This is a genomic window from Variovorax sp. 01T439_2, from assembly GCF_056398445.1.
Map to the genome: position 1 here is coordinate 1 of NZ_JBFTPJ010000603.1, position 3,738 is coordinate 3,738.

At 67.7% G+C, this 3,738-nt stretch carries 4 protein-coding genes; 3 read left to right on the forward strand and 1 reads right to left on the reverse strand.

What is annotated here, in order from left to right:
• The coding region (gene petA, locus AC1DOC_RS24150) for a ubiquinol-cytochrome c reductase iron-sulfur subunit (protein WP_478130648.1) at positions 1-591 on the reverse strand (591 nt) is incomplete at its 3' end.
• Positions 592-874: 283 nt separating this feature from the next.
• Here petA and AC1DOC_RS24155 point away from each other — a divergent pair.
• From AC1DOC_RS24155 to AC1DOC_RS24165, 3 genes are all read left to right on the forward strand, one after another.
• Entirely contained in the window at positions 875-1,174 is a 300-nt protein-coding gene (locus tag AC1DOC_RS24155) for a hypothetical protein (RefSeq protein WP_018906501.1), read from the forward strand.
• A gap of 134 nt (positions 1,175-1,308) precedes the next feature.
• Complete coding sequence (locus AC1DOC_RS24160; protein ID WP_478079109.1) at positions 1,309-1,929, forward strand: YjbF family lipoprotein; 621 nt, start codon at positions 1,309-1,311, stop codon at positions 1,927-1,929.
• Positions 1,926-3,738 (forward strand): YjbH domain-containing protein (locus AC1DOC_RS24165; protein ID WP_478130649.1); only part of this gene is annotated, 1,813 nt, incomplete at its 3' end. The genes AC1DOC_RS24160 and AC1DOC_RS24165, both read left to right, overlap by 4 nt.

Below are 3,738 nucleotides of genomic sequence, written 5' to 3' on the forward strand. Positions count from 1 at the left end.
CAGGAGCTTGGTGTCCGACAGGTACATGTGCGGCGGCACAGRCAGGTTGTCGGGCGCGGGCTTGTTCTTGAAGACGCGGCCGGCCAGGTCGAACGTGGAACCGTGGCAGGGGCAGAGGAAGCCGCCTTCCCAGTCGCTGGGCAGCGAAGGCTGCGGGCCGGCCTGGAAGCGGTCGGTCGGCGAGCAGCCCAGGTGGGTGCAGATGCCCACCACCACCAGCACGTCGGGCTTGATCGAGCGGTGCTCGTTCTGCGCGTACTTGGGGGTGAATTCGTCGGGGTGCCGCTTGGAGAGCGGATCGGCCAGCTGGCCGTCGAGCTTGGGGAGCTCGGCCACTTGCTCGGGCGAGCGCTTGAGGATCCAGACGGGCTTGCCGCGCCACTCGACAGTGATCTTCTCGCCGACCTTGAGGCCGCCGATGTCGACTTCGACGGCAGCGCCCGCGGCCTTGGCCTTCTCGGAGGGCTGGAACGTACTCACAAAGGGAATCGCGGTGGCCACGCCTCCCGCTACGCCGGCACAGCTGGATGCGATTAACCACGTCCGCTTGCTTGTGTCGATCCGGGGGGAGCCGGAGGTCATGTCACTCATGGGGATCCTCTAAGTCTTCTTCGCTGGAGCAGGGTCAACCGGCGATTGTAGCGGGCTGTTGCGCGCATATTCAACGGGGCCGGCCTGGCGCTGCGCGAACGCGCATTCCCGGCCCTGCGAAAGAGGCAATTAATAACAATGAATTAATCCTGATTTACAAGACATTTCGACACAAGGATTTGCACGCGTAAAAGATGTCTCAAGGGCTAAATTAGTTGCGGCACACTTCGCCAACTGCTAATCTTGTCCCAACTGTTAACTGCTAATTGAGAGGATATTTGCCATGCGAATCGCCCCCCTGATTTCCGCCACTTTCATTGCTGCGCTGGGCATTTCCTCGGCCTTGGCACAAACACAAACGCCCCCGCCGGTCCAGACGCCTGGTCCCCAGCCGGCCAGCGCGACCGGCGCAACCAATTCCGCATTCGGACGCATCACCGCGCAGCAAGCCGGTGGCGTCGCGGCCGCCGTTGGCCTGGCGGCTGCCGTTGGCAGCGGCAACGGCGGCAACAGCGGCGGCGGCAGCGGCACGGGCGGCACCGGCGGCACGGGCACGGGTACAGGCACGACCGGCACGAATTAAACGTGCGGGCCCTCTTCGCGGGAGGGCATTCGCCGAAGGCTCCGCGCGTTGGTCTGGCCACGCGACTTATTGAATGCTGCCTTTTGTCGGCATTTCTTTTGGGCGTTGGCGGCTGTTCTTCCGGATCCTCGGCCATGCTGGCCACGGCGCGGCATATCTATAGCGGCAGCGCCGCGACTCCCCAGCCCACTTTCAACCCGAATTACCGCTATTTGCGGGTCGCCGTCGGCAAGCAGACGGTCTTCATGGTGCTCGGCTACATCGACCAGCGCCCCGAAGGCGCCGTCGAGGTCTGGTACAGCGGCAACGGCGAGGTCGTGAGGCTGCTCGACGGGCGCCTCGTGGGAACCACCGGCCTTCGCACCGATTGGCGCGAGGTGCGCTTTTCCAGCCTGCCCGCGTGGACCGGCGATGCGAACGGCGCGGCGCCAAAGACCTACCAGCGCGAGCGCGACATGATGCCGGGCTACCGGTTCGGCATTCGCGACGAGATCGTGCGCACGCCCATTGCTGCACCGCAGCAGACCGCGCTGGCCGGCACGGCTGGCGCGTCGCTGCGCTGGTACGAGGAGCGCAGCATTTCGCACCCGGCGAGCGCCTCGCTGCCTCCGGCGCGCTTTGGCGTTTCGCAAGCGGGCGGCACGCCTCGGGTCGTCTATTCCGAGCAATGTATTTCCAATGACCTGTGTATGAGCTTCGAGCAGTGGACGCCTTCCCCCCCAGCACCCGTCGCAGCGGCGAGCGCTGGTACATGAGCAGTTCGCTCCTGCGTGGCTTCGGCAGACATCCCTGGCCTTTTCGCGCGGCGGTGGCCTGCGCACTGGCGGCGAGTTGCGCCGCCGGCGCGCAGCCCCTGGGCAACAGCCCCGTCGACAACAAAACACCCGCCGACGACGCCGACATCCGTCCCGGCGAGCGGCTGAGCGCCTGGCTGCTGCGCCAGCCGGCCGAAACGGCTTCCCCCGGATTGGCATGGCGCATCCCGCAAGAGCGCCTGGCGCAGCAGTTCCTGAAGAACACGCTGCTGCTGCGGCTCGATGCCGCCAGCCGGCGCGTGCCGCCGGAAGAGCAGGGCCGGCGCAAGCAGTTGATGGCTTGGCTGCAGGGCCTGCCGGTGACCGGCCGCGTCGCGCTCGGCATCGTCGATCCGCGCTGGCTGCAGGCGCATCCGGAAGAAGATCCGGTGCTGACGGCCGGCCAGCAGCTGGTGGCGCCGCCGCCAGCGCTGAAGACCATCTCGGTCCTGCAGCCCGATGGGCAGCTTTGCCAGGTGGCCCATGAACCCGGCCGCACGGCGTGGGACTATGTCGCCGCCTGCAGCCCCGAGGGCAAGCACGATTGGGCCTGGGTCGCCCAGCCCGACGGGCGCACCGCCCGCGTGGGCGTGGCGCCCTGGAATGCGCATCCCTCGAGCGAGCCGGCGCCGGGCGCATGGGTCTGGGCCGCGCCGCGCGGCATGGACGACCTGGGGGCGATCTCCGAGGGCATCATCAAGTTTCTGGCCACGCAAGGGCCGTCGCCGCAAGGCGGCGCGATCCTGCAGCCTTCGGTTGGTGCGGCCGTACCGGCCGCCGCCATCGCCGCACCCGCTGCACCGCCCGCCCTGCCTGCCTTGCCCGACGTGCCGCCGGCACCTGCCGCGCCGGCGCCATCGACGGCCATTTCCGTGCGTCCCGAAGCAGCACCGCAATACCGCGCGCTCCAGACGAGCGGCAACGACTGGGGCGAGACCGGCCTGYTGCARACGCCCACCGCGCGCATGGGCCAGGCGGGCGACATGCGGACCTCGCTCACGCACGTCTCGCCCTACACGCGGCTGAACGTCATGTTCCAGCCGCTGGATTGGCTGGAAGCGGGCTTTCGCTACACCTCCATCAGCAACCGGATCTACGGCGTCGGCCTCAGCAACCAGGGCTACAAGGACAAGAGCATCGACCTGAAGGCGCGGCTGTGGAAGGAGTCGGCCTACCTGCCCGAGGTGGCGCTGGGCTTTCGCGACATCGGCGGCACCGGCCTCTTTTCGTCCGAGTACCTGGTGGCGAGCAAGCGCCACGGCGACCTGGACTTCAGCCTTGGTATCGGCTGGGGCTACCTGGGGAGCAGCGGCAACATCAGCAACCCCTTCGGCTTGCTGAGCAGCCGCTTCAAGACCCGGGTGAGCGAGACGACCTGGGGCGGCGCCAACTTCGGCCGGCTCTTTCGCGGACCTGCCGCGCTCTTTGGCGGCGTGCAATGGCGCACGCCCTGGGACCCGCTGACGCTCAAGCTCGAATACGACGGCAACGACTACAAGAACGAACCGCTCAACAACCCCCAGCGGCAGCGCTCCCCGTTCAACATCGGCCTGGAGTACCGCTACTCCCCCGGCGTGATTTTCTCGGCCGGCTTCGAACGCGGCAACAAGGTGATGCTGGGCCTCACGCTGCAGACCAACCTGGCCTCCCTGCAGATGCCCAAGGCGGCAGACCCGCCGGCGCCGAGCTTCTCGCCGGACCCGCCGGCCGCCTCGCCGGGCTGGGCCGCCACCGCGGCCGACATCGAAAGCCGCACGGACTGGACCATCC

Excerpts from the sequence above, each read along its gene's own strand:
- AC1DOC_RS24155 (WP_018906501.1), top strand. The coding sequence starts at position 875 with ATGCGAATCGCCCCCCTGATTTCCGCCACTTTCATTGCTGCGCTGGGC.
- AC1DOC_RS24160 (WP_478079109.1), top strand. The coding sequence starts at position 1,309 with ATGCTGGCCACGGCGCGGCATATCTATAGCGGCAGCGCCGCGACTCCC.